The following is a 16,420-nucleotide window of genomic DNA, read 5'->3' on the forward strand; positions in this document are numbered from 1 at the left end:
AGCTAGAAGATGAATAATAAGTTTGTGAAAGGCGCTGCGATTTTAACGATTACAACGTTTCTATCGAAAGTGTTGGGAAGTTTTTTTCAAATCCCATTACAAAATATAGCAGGAGATGAAGTACTGGGGATTTTTCGCCTTGTTTTTCCTGTGTATATGATAGCTTTAACTTTATCAGTAGCGGGAGTACCGCTAGCTATATCAAAATTAATCGCTGAACTTCATGAGAAGAATGACCAGAACGGAATTGCCAAACTATTTACTTCAGCATCTATTATTGGAGTAATATTTGGAGTGCTTGGATTTTCAGTTATTATGATTGGATCAAGTATGTTTGCAAATATGCTTGGTGGACAAGATACAAGACTTCCATTAATCGTAACTTCGTTTGCGTTATTAATCGCACCATATATGGCGGTATATCGAGGATATTTCCAAGGTTTTGGAGATATGATTCCTACCGGGGTGTCACAAGTAATTGAGCAGTTCATTCGTGTTTTCTTTATGTTAGCAATTGCATTTTTATTTGTATATTGGAATAAAGAGAGTGATGTTGTAACAGGCGGCGCAATGATTGGTTCTTGCCTTGGAGTAATTACGTCACTTATCTATTTGAGAATGAAGTATGTAAAAAGTATATATCGTTATAAAAGTAATACATATTCACTACAAGATTTTAAAGATAATGCAAAAAAGATACTTCAGGTTTCGATTCCAATTGCAGTTGGAGCATTATCGATGCCGGTGTTAAATTTAGTTGATTCTGTAACGATTCCACATATGTTGCATGAATCCACTACAACGATTCAAGAACAATTTGGTATATATAGTCGTGGATTCGCGTTTACACAATTAATTGTCGTGTTTGCAAGTGCGATGGTATTTCCGTTAATCCCGTTGTTAACTGCTGCATTAACAAAGAAAGATAGAGCGTTAGCAAAACAAACAATTGAACGGACAAATGAGCTTGCTCATGTTTTAACAACGCCGATAACAATCTGGCTCATGGCACTTACAATCCCGTTAAATGTTGGATTGTTTACAGATGCGAAAGGGAGCGGAATGTTAGCTATTTTAATTGGTAGTTCGTATTTTACGTCACTTATGGTATTATCAATAGGAATTTTGCAAGGAATTAACCGTTCTAAGCAAGCGGCGTGGATAGTTGTTGGAGCGAGTTTTGTAAAAGTCATATTAAATATAGTACTTGTAAGTCAATTTGGCATAACTGGTGCGGCTTATAGCACACTTATCATATATATCATGATTTGTATCGTAAACTATATATACATTCGAAAAGAATTGGCTTATTCGATTCACATGGGGAGATTTTTTGCTGTAATTGGGGTATCTAGTATAGTAGGTATAGGATTATATTTCACATCTACTTTCATAAATGTGGTAGATTCTAGACTTATTGCAATAATATATAGTGGTGTAGCGTTTTGTGTGGCCTTGTTCATATATGGCATATGCGCATTAAAGCTGAACTGGATATCCAAAAAGCAAATCCCATTTTTACGTAAGTAAATGAGTCCATAAATGAGTATGGCTATTTATATGTTTGTGAAAGAAATCAATTTGAAGTTATCCAACTTTTCTTATTAAAGAGTTGATAGCGATTTGTTGAATGACAAAAAGTTGATTGCGAAATGTTGGAGGAGATTAAGAGTGCGGTTAGTTTTATCAGGATATTATGGTTTTTATAATGTTGGGGACGAAGCAATTTTGCAATCAATTATTAAAGCGCTATATGAAGAGGATCCTACTCTTGAGCTTGTTGTACTTTCGAATGACCCCGACTATACAAGAAAAATGTACGGTGTAGAGGCAGTAAATCGCTGGGATATAAGAGCAATTTATAAGGAAATAAAGAGAAGTAATGGCTTAATTAGCGGAGGAGGAAGCCTCCTTCAAGATAAAACGAGTATTAAAAGTATTTTGTACTATACGGGTATTATGCGAATTGCTCGTTTTTTGAAGAAGCCGTATTATATTTATGCGCAAGGAATTGGTCCAATTACGAAAAGACAAAATCGTTTATTAGTGAAATGGCAAGTATCAAAAGCGGAATATATATCAGTTCGTGATGAAGATTCATTTTTGTATTTAAAAGAAATTGGTATTAAGAAGGATATCGAACTAGTTCCAGATCCAGTATTGGCATGTCAACCAGAAGGAATGAAGTCGGAGTGGTTGCAAAAACATGCGATTCAAGGGAAAGTAATTGCAGTTAGTGTGAGGTATTGGGACGCGAAAGAAGATTATATGAAGAAGCTAGCAGATACGCTGAAAAAATTTAAGCGTGATGGATACCATATTTTATTCGTACCAATGCATGGACCATTTGATCAAAATGCATCACGCGATATTATTAATTTAATGGGAGAAGAAGCTCATATGCTTCCGTATAAGCTCGATATTCATGAGAAAATTTCAATTTTGTCGGAATGTTCGCTTCTAATCGGTATGAGACTTCATGCGCTCATACTATCTGCGGTTGCTAATATTCCTATGGTCGGTATTTCATATGATCCAAAGATCGATTCATTTTTACAACAAATAAATCAGCCGATTATCGGAAACGTAGATGGTGATTGGACGTCTGAAACTTTGTATAATGTCGCAACGAAGCAACTAGAACAAAAAGAATATGTACAAGAAACATTGGAACAAAGAGTAGTAGAATTACGAGAGCAAATTTCAACAGCGTCTCGATACATCATAAGTGACTTGAATTCCAAAGAGTGCAAAAAAAGAGGAATGGGATCTTAATTTAAGAGGACATCCTCTTTTTTATTTTTTGAAAAAAATAAAATGTCGAAAGAAAAAATAAATTTGTAGAAAAATGTCGAATTACGTAAGTGATTGCAAATTTATACTCATAAAAAAAGAAGTTTGAGAGATAAGATGTATGTTTAAAAATCCTAACATTAATATATAATGAATGTTAGGATTTAACGTTTTATTTAGTAAATGATAAGAAAATAGGTATGGTAATTTTGAAAAATCTGATGGTAATAAAAATGTCGAATCATAGAAAAGTAAGCTGTCGATTAATGTCGTAATATCTCTATAGTTAGATATTGTAATCAGAAAGCTTTTTCTGTTATAGTTGTAAATGGTTATAAGAAGTTTGTTATAAATGTAATTCTGACGCGTTTTTCTATTCATTTGAAATATTTTGATTTTTTGATCTAGATCCTTTAAAATGAAAGTCGAAAAATAATCGTTTAGAATTGTGAAAATTAACTTTTTTGTCGAATTTAAGGTTTTAAATTGGATGGAAAGGGTGTACGATTTCTTTGTGATTCTGTAATACTGGATATCCTATTATTCTGTATAATGAATACTTTAACCACATTTATATCTACTAGTTTCAAAAATAAGTAGAATATCTATTTAAAACAGTATGGAACTAGTATTACATTCCTAAGGAGGAAATATATAAAATGGCAAAGACTAACTCTTACAAAAAAGTAATCGCAGGTACAATGACAGCAGCAATGGTAGCAGGTGTTGTATCTCCAGTAGCAGCAGCAGGTAAAACATTCCCAGACGTAGATGGTCACTGGTCTAAAGAATCAGTTTACTACCTAGTAGAAAAAGGCGCTATCGCAGGTAACGACGATGGTACATTCGCTCCTGATCGTGAAATCACTCGTGCAGAAGCAGCTACAATGATGGCTAAAATTTTAAACTTACCAATCGAAAAAGGTGCTAAACCATCTTACGCTGATTCTCAAAACCACTGGGCTTCTGCAATCATCGCAGCAGTTGAAAAAGCTGGCGTTGTTAAAGGTAAAGGCGACGGCACATTCGATCCAGACGGAAAAATCGACCGCGTTTCTATGGCATCTCTTCTTGTAGAAGCTTACAAATTAGATACTAAAGTAAACGGTCCTTTAGAAACTAAATTCGATGATTTAAAAGATAGCTGGGGTAAAGATAAAGCTAACATCCTAGTTAAATTAGGAATCTCTGTTGGTACTGGCGACAAATGGGAACCAAATAAATCTGTAACGAAAGCAGAAGCAGCTCAATTTATTGCTAAAACTGACAAGCAGTTCGGTGGGCAAAAAGAAGAAGCTAAAGTTGAGTCTATTAAAGCAATCAATGCTAAAGAAATCGAAGTTAAACTTGGCGCTACAGTGAAAGAAGGAGATGTGGAGAAAGCGACATTCACAATTTCTCAAGGCGAAAATCCAGTAAAAGTTGCAGCAAAAATTGGTGAAGACAAAAAATCTGTAATCTTAACTTTAGAAGATGCTAACAAGCTTAAAAAGAACAATGCTTATGTTGTAACTGCTGAAGGCTTAAAAACTGCTGACGGTAAAGAAATTCCAAAAGCATTAGAAGTTATCTTCTTTAACGACGAAGTAGCTCCAACTGTATCCACAGTTTCTACTCCAGATGGAGATGTTAAAGTAGTATTTAGTGAAAAACTAAATGAAAACGAAAAAGTTACTGTTGTTATTAACGGTACAAAATTCGTAGTTAACCCTAAAGGTAATACAGTTACATTACCAAAAGCTGATGTTGCATCTGTAGTTAAAAACGGTGAAGCATTTAATGTAATCGTAACAGGTGCTAAAGATTTAGTTGATAACACAATGGAAATGTACGAAGGTAAAGCTACTTATAAAGTAGAAAAAGACGTTACAGCTCCAGAAGTTAAAGATGTTAAAGTGAAAGAAATTACTAAAGAAGATGCTACATTAGAAGTTACATTCTCAGAAGAGATGACTAACGAGAACTTAGGTACTGTAACAGTTAAAAAAGGTAAAGATCCTTTAACAGCTACAATCACTGTTGATCCTCAAGACAAAACAAAAGCAATTGTTGAAGTAAAAGGCGCTCTTAAAGCAGAGGAAACAGCTACAAATCTTACAATTGAGTTTGTTGGTTACAAAGATGTAGCTAACAACGTAGGTCAAAAAGTATCTAAAGAAGTAAAAGTTACAAAAGACGTTGTAGCTCCTAACTTCGTAAAAGTTGTAGCAGAGAAAGATCAAAAAGCTACATTTACATTTGATAAAGAAGTAAATGCTGAAACAGCTACATTTGATAAAAAAGTTGTTCGTATCATTAATCAAGATACAAGCGAAGATGTAACAACAAATGTGACAGTAGAAGCTGCGAAAGATAATAAAAAAGGTATCACTGTAAAATTCCCAGCTGCAGGTAACTATAAAGTTTCTGCTTCAAAAGGATTTATTCAAGATAAAGCTGGTAATAATTCAGCTGCATTTACTACAGATGTAAAAATTGACAAGAACAAAGAAGAAGTAGTAGTTGATAAAGAAGCTCCAAAGGTAACAGATAAAGCGTTCAATAAGGATGAAAATACTATTACAGTAAAATTTGATAAAGTTGTTAAAGGTGGCCAAGGTGCAGAGTCAGCTGCTAACGTAAACAACTACACATTAGCAGGCGCTAAATTACCAGAAGGTACACTAATCACTTTATCTGGTGATACAGCTACAATCGAATTACCAAAAACATTCACTTTCGAAAAATCAGAAACAGTGAAATTCACAGTTTCTAATGTTGCAAATGCATCTGGTGTGAAAATGGGTACAACAAACCTATTATTAGATGTTAAAGATACAAAAGCTCCTGAATTCAAATCAGCTAAAGTTTCAAATGTAGAGAAGAAAGAAGTAACTCTTACATTCTCTGAAGCTGTAAAAGTTGATGCAACTGATCTTGTATTTGACTTAAATGGTGTGCCATTCACAGTAGCGGCAGACTCTGCTAAAGCAGCAAAAGAAACTGCTTCTAAAGAAGTAGTACTTAAGTTAGAAACTGCAGAGAATGTTAACTTTGCAACTGGTACATTAACTCTTAAAGCTAAAGAGCTTAAAGATAATGCAACTTTAAATACAGTTGACACAGAAAATAACAAACTTGTTGCTTTCAAACCAGTAACAGTAACTCGCTAATTGAAATTTATTTCAATGGAAAGAGTCCACATTATGTGGGCTCTTTTTTTATGTTTAATTTTTATATAAAACGATTTCTAAAAAATTGATCATATTTTGCAAATTAATAGTTAGTTTTATTGAGAAACAAATCAAAAGCGCTTTCAAAAATAGAAGAATACCTCATTAATATGTAAATTTTTTGTAAATTAACACCTTTTTCTGTTAAAAAAACATTCGAAAAGAAGAAAATAATGTCGAAATAAAATAGTTTCAGTCGAATGTAGTCTGAAAATTGTATTTATTGTAAAAAATATTTAGGTGATGAAGTGGAAATATGTGCTATAATTCCAATTGTGTATTCGATATGAAAAATATACGAAGCGCATTGAGAGTGGTTTATAGGAAAACAGTTTATTCATTTCTATATTTAAGTATTATCAATATCCTAATAGCACGATTAAAAGACTGAATTATCAGAATGTGTCGAATTTTCTTTTGAGAAAGTTCTTGATAACGAATGGTTTTGTATAGTATGATGAACTTGTTTCAGAAAATGGTATTTAAACCTTATATTTACATTTAACGGTTTGTATCATTTTTTATGTGAACTACTTTTCATTATAGTGTTTTTGTTTATGTTTTTATTGTTTTATGGCTTTTCTAACTAGCTAGTTTTCAAATTTAATATGATGTGAAACTAGTAGCATATTCCTGAAGGAGGAAATTTATAAAATGGCAAAGACTAACTCTTACAAAAAAGTAATCGCAGGTACAATGACAGCAGCAATGGTAGCAGGTGTTGTATCTCCAGTAGCAGCAGCAGGTAAATCATTCCCAGACGTTCCAGCTGGACATTGGGCAGAAGATTCTATTAACTACTTAGTAGATAAAGGTGCAATTGTAGGTAAGCCAGACGGTACATATGGTCCAGCCGAATCAATCGATCGTGCTTCGGCAGCTGTAATCTTCACTAAAATTTTAAATTTACCAGTTGATGAAAATGCTCAACCTTCTTTCAAAGATGCTAAAAATACATGGGCTGCTAAATATATCGCAGCAGTTGAAAAAGCTGGTATCGTTAAAGGTGACGGCAAAGAAAACTTCTATCCAGAAGGAAAGATTGACCGTGCTTCATTTGCTTCTATGTTAGTAAGTGCTTATAACTTAAAAGATAAAGTTAATGGCGAGTTAGTTACAACATTTGATGATTTAAGAAAACATTGGGGTGAAGAAAAAGCAAACATCCTAATTAACCTTGGAATCTCTGTAGGTACTGGTACGAAATGGGAGCCAAATAAAACTGTAACTCGTGCAGAAGCAGCTCAATTTATCGCATTAACAGATAAAAAGTATGGTAAAAAAGATAATGAACAAGCATATGTAACAGATGTGAAAATTTCTGAACCAGCGAAATTAACATTAACAGGTACTGGTTTAGATAAACTTTCTGCTGATGATGTAACTCTTGAAGGAGATAAAGCTGTTGCGATTGAAGCAAGCGCTGATGGTACTTCTGCTGTAGTAACACTTGGTGGCAAAGTAGCTCCTAATAAAGACTTAAGCATTAAAGTTAAAAATCAATCATTCGTAGCGAAATTCGTATACGAAGTGAAAAAATTAGCTGTAGAAAAACTTACATTTGATGATGATCGTGCTGGTCAAGCAATTGTCTTCAAATTAAACGACGAAAAAGGTAACGCTGATGTTGAGTACTTAAACTTAGCAAACCATGACGTCAAATTTGTAGCAAATAACTTAGACGGTTCACCAGCAAACATTTTTGAGGGTGGAAAGTCAACTTCTTCTACAGGTAAACTTGGTGTTGGCCTTTCTCACGGTGATTACAAAGTAGAGGTTCAAGTTACAAAACGCGGTGGTTTAACGGTTTCTAACACTGGTATTATTACAGTGAAAAACCTTGATACACCAGCTTCTGCAATTAAGAGTACTGTATTTGCGGTAGATGCAGATAAAAACGGTGTAGTATACGGTAATAAATTGACTGGAAAAGACTTCAAACTAAACAGCCAAACGTTAGTGGTTGGTGAAAAAGCACAAATCCATAACGTAGTTGCTACAATTGCTGGAGAAGATAAAGTAGTTGATCCAAACTCAATTAGCATTAAATCTTCAAACAGCGGTATTATCTCTGTAGTAAACAACTACATTACAGCTGAAGCTGCTGGTGAAGCTACACTTACTATTAAAGTAGGCGACGTTACAAAAGACGTTAAATTCAAAGTAACGACTGGTTCTCGTACGTTAAAATCAGTAAAAGCTAATCCAGATAAATTACAAGTTGTTCAAGGTAAAACATTACCTGTTACATTCGTAACAACTGACCAATATGGCGATCCATTTGGTGCTAACACAGCTGCAATTAAAGAAGTTCTTCCAAAAACTGGTGTAGTGGAAGCTTTAGATGTAACAACAACTGATGCTGGCTCAATCGGTACAAAAACAATTGGTGTTACAGGTAATGAAGTAGGCGAAGGTACAGTTCACTTCCAAAATGCTAACGGTGAAACTTTAGGTTCATTATATGTGAACGTAACAGAAGGTAACGTTGCATTCAAAAACTTCGAACTTGTATCTAAAGTAGGTAAATACGGTGAATCACCTGATTCAAAACTTGACTTAAATGTGGCTAACACAGTTGAGTATCAATTATCTAAGTACACTTCAGATCGCGTATACTCTGATCCTGAGAACTTAGAAGGTTATGTAGTTGAATCTAAAAATCCAGCAGTAGCTGAAGCGAAAATTGTTGGAAATAAAGTTGTTGTTAAAGGTTTAAAACCAGGTAAAGTTGATATCCACTTAACGAAAAATGGTGCAACTGCTGGTAAAGCGACATTAGAAATCGTTCAAGAGAAAATCGCTATTAAATCTGTAGACTTCAAACCAGTTCAAACAGAAAACTTCGTGGAGAAGAAAATTAACATCGGTACTGTATTAGAACTTGAGAAGAGTAACCTTGATGATATCGTAAAAGGTATTAACTTAACGAAAGAAACACAACATAAAGTACGTGTTGTGAAGTCTGGCAAAGATAAAGGAACTCTTTACCTTGATACAAATGGTAATGCTCATTATGACATCTTTGACCAAAAACTTGGTGATGTAACAGTAACAGCATCAAGTGATTCAGTATTCAACAACTTTAAAGCAGACATTTATGATGCTTTAACTACGAAGTACACTGACAAAGGTACATTAGTGTTCAAAGTATTAGGCGATAAGAATGTTGTAACAAGTGAAATTGGTTCACAAGCTGTACAAGTGAACGTTCTTAACAACCCAAATCTATAAGTCGATTATAGATAAAGTAAAAAATCAGTGGGGATTCATCCCCACTGATTTTTTAATAGAAAGAAGGCTCTTGTAAATTTACAAGAGCCTTCTTTCTATTTCTTAAACTTAAACATATCTCCGCTCAAATTCGAATCACTATACACGAACAATACCATGTTAATGTTGTTGTCTTGAATGTATTGATGTACATCTTTTTCGTGATAGTGACGTAGGTCGAGGATAGATGTGTGTTTGAAACTTTGTGCTAAGTGTGGCACGATTGCGTTTGCGAATGAGTCTTTTAGGACTAGGGCGCGTACTTCATTTTGTGCATTGTTATTTTCGATGACGATTTCTGGATAGTCATCTGTGTAATAACCTGCGTATGATGTTGTATCTTTTTGTTTTTCTACGCCGTATATTTCATCTAATTTTTGGTGAATAGTACCTTGCACATCTTTTGCGGTTACGCTTGTGAAGTTGAAACCGTCTTTCGGTGTGTAGTAGCATAATTTTTCACCCGTTGCATCGATGAGTTGGTATAGTTGGTTGTTGAAGCTACCGACTAAATGTTTATTTTGCGCACATGTCCGAGTGTAGTCTTCTTTTTTTATTTCTTTTCCTTTATATATAGAAGATTGTTGCTCGATTGTGTTCATTATATATTGGTAACCTAAGAAGGCACCGTCCATATTCCAATGATGATCTGTTTTGAAATACATGTCTTGTATTTCTTCGTTTGTATAGTTCTGTTTAAAGTGTTCCATAAGCTTTATTGGCTTTACGTCTGCTGGAAGCTTCTTTAGAAAGTAATTTAAATTTTCCTGTGCATATGTGTGAATATGAGAAGGTAATTTAAATGATAATGCATTCGTTTTTGACGGTGGTAAAGCAAAGTAAAACTCAACGTTTTGTTCTTTTAAAAACTGAGACAAATCGTTTATAGCGGGCATGGATTGGTCAATTTCATTATATTTTTTTGTCCACGCCGGGTTTTTCAGGAGCCATTTATCATCAGTTAAAATAATGTCGTTAATGAGAGATTTGCCCATATTAATTTGAGCAATTGTATAGTTTTTAATAAGCTCATCTCGTCCAATTAGTTGATCATTTGTGTATGTTTCGAAATCTTTAAAGAAGCTACCAGTTAGGAGAGCTTCTTTCGTAAGTGCTGGTTTTTGAGCGAGCGGCCGATTTTCAACTGGTGAAATGTCTCGGTCTGTTTTGAGTAACGATAATATGCCAAATGAAAAGATAATGGTGAGAAAACCGATAAACAGGATGAGGTTCCCCAATTTTTTCATAATAACGTTTCCTTCCTACATCAGTTAAAACCTGAAATAAATAAATGGATTATATGTTGAGTTAATCAAGTACATAACCGAAATCATAAATAATGTTAGTAATAATATAGGACGTACAAATTGCATTGTGAACATATACGTTTTTGGCGCAAGTTCTAGTATGTTTTTCATTCTTTTTAAAATTGGTGTCGCTGCGATAAAGGCAATGAGAAATACGATAATGTATTCATGTACGTATAACATCGTATTGTCATCGATGAAAGATTGGCCGCTTATGCCGAACATCGCTTTTAAATATTGGAACGAGTAAGCGAAGTTGTCAGCTCGGAAGAAGACCCAACCGATCATAACGATTAGTAATACGTATGCATGTTGCAGCGGCTTCCATAGTTTGTTTAATATTTTTTCGAATCCAGCTTTTTCAATTGAAATAATAAAGCCGTAATATAAGCCCCAGGCGATAAATGTCCAGCTCGCCCCGTGCCATAAACCAGTTAACCCCCATACGATGAAGAGGTTACGATAATTCGCTAGTTTTGAAACGCGGTTTCCGCCGAGCGGGATATATATGTAATCGCGGAACCAAGAGCCGAGTGTAATATGCCATCTTCTCCAAAACTCTGAAATAGATTTAGAGATGTACGGATAGTTGAAGTTTTTCGGGAAATCAAATCCGAACATTTTTCCAAGTCCTATTGCCATATCAGAGTACCCTGAGAAATCGAAATAAATTTGCAGGGTATAGGCGATAATACCAATCCATGCCGTTCCAACACTCATTTCAGATGGTGGTAAGGCAAAGATTTTATCAGCGACGAATCCAACTTGGTTAGCGATTAATATCTTTTTTGCTAGTCCGAGAACGAAAATTTGAATACCTTCTGTGAATCGTTCAAAAGAATGGATGCGCGTTTTAATTTGCTCAGCGACGATATTGTAACGAACAATTGGTCCGGCAATAAGCTGAGGGAAAATAGATATATATAGCGCTAAGTTAAGTGGGTTTTTTTGAACATCCCCATCTTTACGGTATATATCGATGACATAGGACATCGCTTGGAATGTATAAAATGAAATTCCAATTGGTAGTGGAATAGGTTCCACATGAATAGATAAGTGCAAGACGTTGTTTAAAATGTCTGTGAAAAATGAAATATACTTAAAATAAGAAAGTAATAGTATATTTCCGACCACAGCCATAATTAAAAATGTGACTTTCATATTTTTTCGTTTATCATAATGATGCACGAGTAGGCCGAAGCAGTAGTTTAATACAATGGAAAAGAGCATTAAAAGAACGAAACGTGGTTCGCCCCATGCATAGAAAATTAAACTAAATGCAAGTAATACGAAATTACGTAGCTCGGCACGCACTATAAAATAGAGAAATAATACGAGAGGTAAAAAGATAAATAAGAAAATCGAACTACTAAATACCAAAGGACTCTCCTCACTTTTTCGAAATACATTTCGTACACAAAAACCGACATATCTATTATATATTCTTTTTTATAATAGCGCCTTTAATATTTTAGCATGTTAATAATTCGATTAAAATAATTATTCTATATAATAGAAGGAAAGCGGTATGGAATCCTTTTGACACCCACTATCTGGATAAGATAAGATGAATAAGGTGTGATTTGTTTAGAAGGGAAGAGATGGTGTGTTATTTAACTCGTTTGAGTTTATTTTTTTATTTTTACCGATAGCATTTCTTTTATATTTTTTATTAAATAAATTTGGACAAACTACTTTAGCGAAAGCTTGGCTTGTGGCAGCATCTTTATTTTTCTATAGTTATTGGAACATAAAGTATTTGCCGCTTATGTTAGTATCGCTCATTGTGAACTACTTTATCGGAATGAGGCTCGTGAAGCATAAGAGTAAACTTCTTTTAACAGTAGGCTTACTATTTAATATCGGAATGCTTAGTTATTTCAAGTACTATGATTTCTTTTTGCAAAATGTAAATTCGTTATTTGGAACTCATTTTACATTATTATCATTAACGTTACCGCTTGCGATTAGTTTCTATACATTCCAAAAGATTGCGTTTTTAGTAGATACATATCGCGGGGAAACGGAGGCATGTCATTTTCTTGATTACGCTCTGTTTGTAACATTTTTCCCGCAACTTATTGCAGGACCAATTGTACACCATGCGCAAATTATGCCGCAGTTTGCGGATCGTAGTAAAAAGCGTTGGCAATCCAATTATATCGTTCTCGGTATTTTTGTATTTGCCATCGGTATTTTCAAGAAAGTAGGGATTGCAGACGTTTTATCTCCTGTCGTACGGGAAGGGTTTGATGTACAGCAGTCGCTAACTTTTGTTGAAGCGTGGCTTTCATCATTAGCGTTTACATTTCAGTTATACTTTGATTTCAGTGGATATAGCGATATGGCAATTGGAATTGCGTTAATGTTCAACATTAAATTGCCTCAAAACTTTAACTCACCTTATAAAGCGGTGAGTATACAAGACTTTTGGCATCGTTGGCATATGACATTAAGCCAGTTTTTAACGAAATATGTGTATATTTCTCTTGGAGGAAATCGAAAAGGTATTACGCGTACATACGTCAATATTATGATTGTCTTCTTAATAAGTGGACTTTGGCATGGGGCTGGTTGGACATTTATTTTCTGGGGATTTCTGCACGGATTAGCTTCTGTCGTTCATCGTTTGTGGAACAAAGCAGGAGGGTGCATGCCGGCCTGGGCGGGATGGCTGGTGACGTTTTTCTTCATTAATATAACGTGGGTATTCTTTAGAGCAACATCGATGCATGATGCGGTGAAAGTGTTAAAAGGAATGTTTGGATTTAATGGATTCGAACTAGCCAATAGCGTATTCCCGGTATTTGTTATTGAGAAGCTACAATTTTTAAAAGGTTACGGTGTTTCATTTACTGAAGCATACCATGTTTCATTATTAAATACGGAAATAGTAGCGTATATTTTCGGAGCATTATGTATTAGTTTCTTCTTAAAAAATTCAATTCAGTTAAAAGACTCATTCCGTCCGACAGTATGGACGGCGTTATTTACTGCAATATTACTTGTGTATAGTGTATTGCATTTAACGAGTATTAGTGAGTTTTTATACTTTAATTTCTAGGTGGAGAATATGAAAAACAAACAGTGGCTTATTTTCGTTTTTGTATGTGTTTTTGTTCCACTTGCAGGTGTTGGAATATTTAATGGCTATGCAGATTCACTTTGGTTATTCTCTCATAAAAATAAGTGGAATGATGTTCAGTTTGGGTTTAATGAGAGACAACAAAAAACGAATTATATAACATATCGTCCGTTTACTTATGATGGCGTTATACTTGGAAGTAGTAGAACAACGTTTATCAATGAGAATGATTTTACTGGATTAAACGCATTTAATTATGCGGTAAGTAGTATGGATCCGCGTGAGTACGATGCGTACATTGAATATGCAAAAGAGAGAAAAGGTAGTGAATTATCTTCTATTGTGATTGGTTTAGATTTCCTTGGAACGAACAAAAATAGAGAAATCGGTTTTGAAAAGCCAGAAGTATATATTAATGAGGCGCAAAGCTTACTATATCCAATTAAATCGTATGTGAGTATGGATGGAATTACATATTCTCGAAATACAATTCAAAACTCCATTCATCACAATAAGACTATTGATGTATATAATCGTGATAACATAAAATCGATGCGTGAGTATACGAAAGAAGAGCGTGACACACAAATTGCCGCGCAAGTAGATAAATTTAGTAGAGAGATTTATGGCGGGAATTATGAGTATCAAAATATGAAGGAAATATTAGGAACTGTAAAATCTCATAATCCGAATACAAAGTTTTATATTTTTACAACTCCTGTTTCAGAGCCATTGTTCCGTGCGATGATTCAATCAGGACGTTGGGAAGATTATAAAAGGTGGCTCCATGATACTGTCGATGTATTTGGAGAAGTACATCATTTCATGTATTTAAATTCAGTAACAAAGAACTTAGATAACTATATGGATGGACATCATTTCAGACCAGAAGTCGGAAAGATAATTGCACATAAAGTTGTAAATGAAGAAGATCGTAATGTGCCGAAAGATTTCGGTATTGTTATTACGAAGGATAATATTGATGAGGTGCTGGAGCAGATTCATGCATCGTTTCAATAGAAAGAAATAGTTTTGTTTCAAGGATCGAATCGCCATGTGATTCGATCTTTTTTTAGTAATCCACAAAAAATTTAATTAAGCGAGAAAAAGCAATTATGACTGGAATAGAAAGAAGCAGCATCCAAATAGATGCTGCTTCTTTCTTATTCTATTTCTAAATCAACAATTAAGTAGGCAAGTATAACGATGAAAAAAATGCTAACAGATGGCGCTGTTAATACGTGACCAGACATAAAGCCAATGCCAAGTGATAGGATGAGTGTACTAGATAATAGCATATATTTTACAGTTATAATTTTCTTAAAGTTTGTAATCATACGGATGAATAGTTTAATACCGAAGTATAGAAGTGGTATTAAGTAAATAAGGAAACCGATAATTCCAAAGGCGAAAAATAGGTCATGGAAGTCCATTTCAATTAATTTAATTTTAACTGTGTAGTTACCAGCGTAACCCATTCCAAAAAGTTTTTGTGAGAGCGGTGCTTCTTTATAGTATTGTTTGTATACTTTTAAGAATTTGTCCCGATCACTATAAATTAAACTCTTCACTTCAGAGTCTGTTAGTTCACCTTTTGCGTGTTTTTTTGCATCCTCTGGATTTTCTTTAATTACTTTTCCTTCTTTTTTATCCTGTTCTTCTTGTACTGATTTTTTGTATTCGTATATTTGCATGTGGATTCCCATATTTTTTGCGATAGGAGTATGCGGTGTAAGAACAATTAAACCTCCTAGTACAACTGCTGCAACGATGGTGTTTACAAGATATGTGAATCCTTTTTTTTCTTTTTTACGGTTTATCATATATTCAATGAACGAGAAGAAAAGTGCTACGCCTAATGTTAGCACAATTGCACCATATCCAACTTTTGTTCCGACCATAATACTTGCATACATCGCAAGTATTGTTGGAATCCAGTAATATATTTTCGAGAAAGAAGTTGTTTTATAAATCGAATATAAGACAACGATTGGGAACATAATCGCGAAGAGAGCACTTAAATCATTTCCAGCAAAGAACCAACCTCTTGAGCCAATTTTTGAGTGAGGATAGCTTGGGAAATCAGTGCCAGTTTGCATTGCGATAATCATTGTGATGCTTAAAATTAAAGTTGCATATAAGAAATATGTAATGATTTTATGAAACACATATTCTTTATTTTTTAGCTCTTTAAAGACGATAATATATCCAAACAGTAGCACAATTGGATATATGCTCTTTAAAATAAATTTAACTTCTTCTCCAAATGAAACTGGAGATTTAACCATCATATTATTTACAAGACCGATTGCCAGTGCAATTCCGAGTAAACATAAATAGAGAATGTACTTTTTCGCGCCTTGTTGTTTATGATGAAGAAGTAGATAACCTAATGCAAGAAGCATAAAGGCGAAACGGACTACGATTCCGACTGTTGCGCTCATGTGTAATATATAGATTGAAAAAGACGTTAATAAATCTAAAATTGGTTGAAACACGATGAATAGCAGTAGGAAATGCGGGAAGTAGTTATCCGTCTGTTTTAACTTAGTAACCATATGTTCCTCCATTTCTTCATTCCTTTATTTCAGCACCCCTCTATATAATAGGAAGGGGAATGAATTTCTATATTTAATTTTTATATCAGACTTAAGAATACACCATTTCATTGTAATGGTAAATAGATGAAGAGCGGGGATAAACCGACTTTAATTTCTATATTTTGTAACGAAATTGTATGTTTTATGCAA

General features: G+C 34.2%; 9 protein-coding genes. 6 read left to right on the forward strand and 3 right to left on the reverse strand.

What is annotated here, in order from left to right; all coding sequences use genetic code 11:
- The first annotated feature begins 9 nt into the window (after window positions 1-9).
- The 4 genes from PDK19_RS07720 (at window position 10) to PDK19_RS07735 (ending at window position 9,239) form a co-directional block, all read left to right on the forward strand.
- Window positions 10-1,530, forward strand: a complete 1,521-nt coding sequence (locus tag PDK19_RS07720) for a putative polysaccharide biosynthesis protein (protein WP_001060200.1) — start codon at window positions 10-12, stop codon at window positions 1,528-1,530.
- Window positions 1,531-1,671: 141 nt separating this feature from the next.
- Window positions 1,672-2,775 carry a polysaccharide pyruvyl transferase CsaB gene (gene csaB / locus PDK19_RS07725; RefSeq protein WP_001241614.1) on the forward strand — a complete coding sequence of 368 codons (1,104 nt, stop codon included), beginning with the start codon at window positions 1,672-1,674 and terminating at the stop codon, window positions 2,773-2,775.
- A 677-nt stretch (window positions 2,776-3,452) separates the two neighbouring features.
- The gene (locus PDK19_RS07730; protein ID WP_270706877.1) at window positions 3,453-5,945 is read left to right on the forward strand and encodes an S-layer homology domain-containing protein; all 2,493 of its coding nucleotides are present in this window, start codon (window positions 3,453-3,455) and stop codon (window positions 5,943-5,945) included.
- A gap of 714 nt (window positions 5,946-6,659) precedes the next feature.
- Entirely contained in the window at window positions 6,660-9,239 is a 2,580-nt protein-coding gene (locus PDK19_RS07735; protein ID WP_270706879.1) for an S-layer homology domain-containing protein, read from the forward strand.
- Between the two features lie 95 nt (window positions 9,240-9,334).
- Here PDK19_RS07735 and patB1 read toward each other — a convergent pair whose 3' ends face one another.
- Together patB1 and PDK19_RS07745 are read right to left on the reverse strand one after the other, a co-directional pair.
- Entirely contained in the window at window positions 9,335-10,525 is a 1,191-nt protein-coding gene (gene patB1 / locus PDK19_RS07740; protein ID WP_270706881.1) for a secondary cell wall polysaccharide O-acetyltransferase PatB1, read from the reverse strand.
- Between the two features lie 24 nt (window positions 10,526-10,549).
- A complete protein-coding gene (locus PDK19_RS07745) occupies window positions 10,550-11,965 on the reverse strand; it encodes an MBOAT family O-acyltransferase (protein WP_000232141.1) in 1,416 nt (471 codons plus the stop codon).
- A 226-nt stretch (window positions 11,966-12,191) separates the two neighbouring features.
- Here PDK19_RS07745 and PDK19_RS07750 point away from each other — a divergent pair, with 226 nt between their 5' ends.
- Both PDK19_RS07750 and PDK19_RS07755 read left to right on the forward strand, forming a co-directional pair.
- On the forward strand, window positions 12,192-13,649 hold the full coding sequence (locus PDK19_RS07750) for an MBOAT family O-acyltransferase (protein ID WP_000898519.1): 1,458 nt from the start codon (window positions 12,192-12,194) through the stop codon (window positions 13,647-13,649).
- Window positions 13,650-13,658: 9 nt separating this feature from the next.
- Entirely contained in the window at window positions 13,659-14,690 is a 1,032-nt protein-coding gene (locus PDK19_RS07755) for a hypothetical protein (protein WP_014893272.1), read from the forward strand.
- Window positions 14,691-14,833: 143 nt separating this feature from the next.
- Here PDK19_RS07755 and PDK19_RS07760 read toward each other — a convergent pair whose 3' ends face one another.
- Complete coding sequence (locus PDK19_RS07760) at window positions 14,834-16,228, reverse strand: O-antigen ligase family protein (protein ID WP_000256702.1); 1,395 nt, start codon at window positions 16,226-16,228, stop codon at window positions 14,834-14,836.
- Window positions 16,229-16,420: the final 192 nt, after the last annotated feature.

Origin of the sequence: Bacillus cereus group sp. BcHK124 (genome assembly GCF_027712065.1) — a bacterium.
Classification (GTDB): Bacteria; Bacillota; Bacilli; order Bacillales; family Bacillaceae_G; genus Bacillus_A; species Bacillus_A pacificus.

What these genes read in the sequence shown, in the direction of transcription:
- PDK19_RS07720 (WP_001060200.1), top strand. Translation starts at nt 10, where the DNA reads ATGAATAATAAGTTTGTGAAAGGCGCTGCGATTTTAACGATTACAACG.
- PDK19_RS07730 (WP_270706877.1), top strand. Translation starts at nt 3,453, where the DNA reads ATGGCAAAGACTAACTCTTACAAAAAAGTAATCGCAGGTACAATGACA.
- patB1 (WP_270706881.1), bottom strand. Translation starts at nt 10,525, where the DNA reads ATGAAAAAATTGGGGAACCTCATCCTGTTTATCGGTTTTCTCACCATT.
- PDK19_RS07755 (WP_014893272.1), top strand. Translation starts at nt 13,659, where the DNA reads ATGAAAAACAAACAGTGGCTTATTTTCGTTTTTGTATGTGTTTTTGTT.
- PDK19_RS07760 (WP_000256702.1), bottom strand. Translation starts at nt 16,228, where the DNA reads ATGGTTACTAAGTTAAAACAGACGGATAACTACTTCCCGCATTTCCTA.
- PDK19_RS07735 (WP_270706879.1), top strand. Translation starts at nt 6,660, where the DNA reads ATGGCAAAGACTAACTCTTACAAAAAAGTAATCGCAGGTACAATGACA.